Below are 708 nucleotides of genomic sequence, written 5' to 3'. Positions count from 1 at the left end.
TGGGTGGGGGGGTCGTAGTTCTATCTGGATTCATCCGAGCATTCCGCTCTATTTCAAGTTCGACCAGGCGCGGTCGGCTGCTGTCAACATCGAGTGGGTGGAGAGCCTGCGCCTGGCCGCCGACAGCACCCAGGGAATGGTTGTTGTTGCCGAGGGTCGTCGTTTAGAAGGATCCGGACCCACGGATAGAGACGTTCAGCGTTAGATGGTGATGGGGCAGACAATGAGGACCAGCCCGTAGAGTAGCGACCAGTCCGGTGTGGCAGTTCCCCCATTGTCACGCCGGGCGCTCCCCTGGCACCGGCACTGAGGCCGGAACCTCAGACCTCCCACCGCTCTTGGACGACACCTTGCGGGCACAGCAACGGACGCTGCGGCGGCGCGGCCGCCGTCACCTCTGCCAAAGCGGAGCCGCCCCGCGGCACTGTCCTTTTGGTGCTTTTTTGACCATTCCGGCCGGTCATCGTAGCTTCCTCTGCGGCTGCGTTTCGGGCTTTCGCGGCATATCCTCACTGCGTTCCGGTATTCCACGACCCTGCACTACGCCGCTCACGGTCGCTTTCGATTTCTCTCGCCGGAAGGCAAAAAAACAAGTTGTCCGAGGAGAGAGAAGAACACCATGAACGCGACATCCACCATCATCCGCTATCTCACCCGTACGCCTGCCGCACTGGCCAGTCAGAACCTCAGTCCCGACGCGATCGCCCG

At 61.7% G+C, this 708-nt stretch carries 1 pseudogene; it reads left to right on the top strand.

Annotated elements, in window-relative coordinates:
• Window positions 1-205 (top strand): annotated as a pseudogene (locus JF66_RS24710) (ATP-dependent DNA ligase); the annotation flags it as partial.
• Between the last annotated feature and the right edge of the window lie 503 nt (window positions 206-708).

Source organism: Cryobacterium sp. MLB-32 (genome assembly GCF_000738085.1).
In the GTDB taxonomy this organism is placed as follows: Bacteria; Actinomycetota; Actinomycetes; order Actinomycetales; family Microbacteriaceae; genus Cryobacterium.
This window is presented reverse-complemented; position numbering and strand designations above follow the sequence as displayed.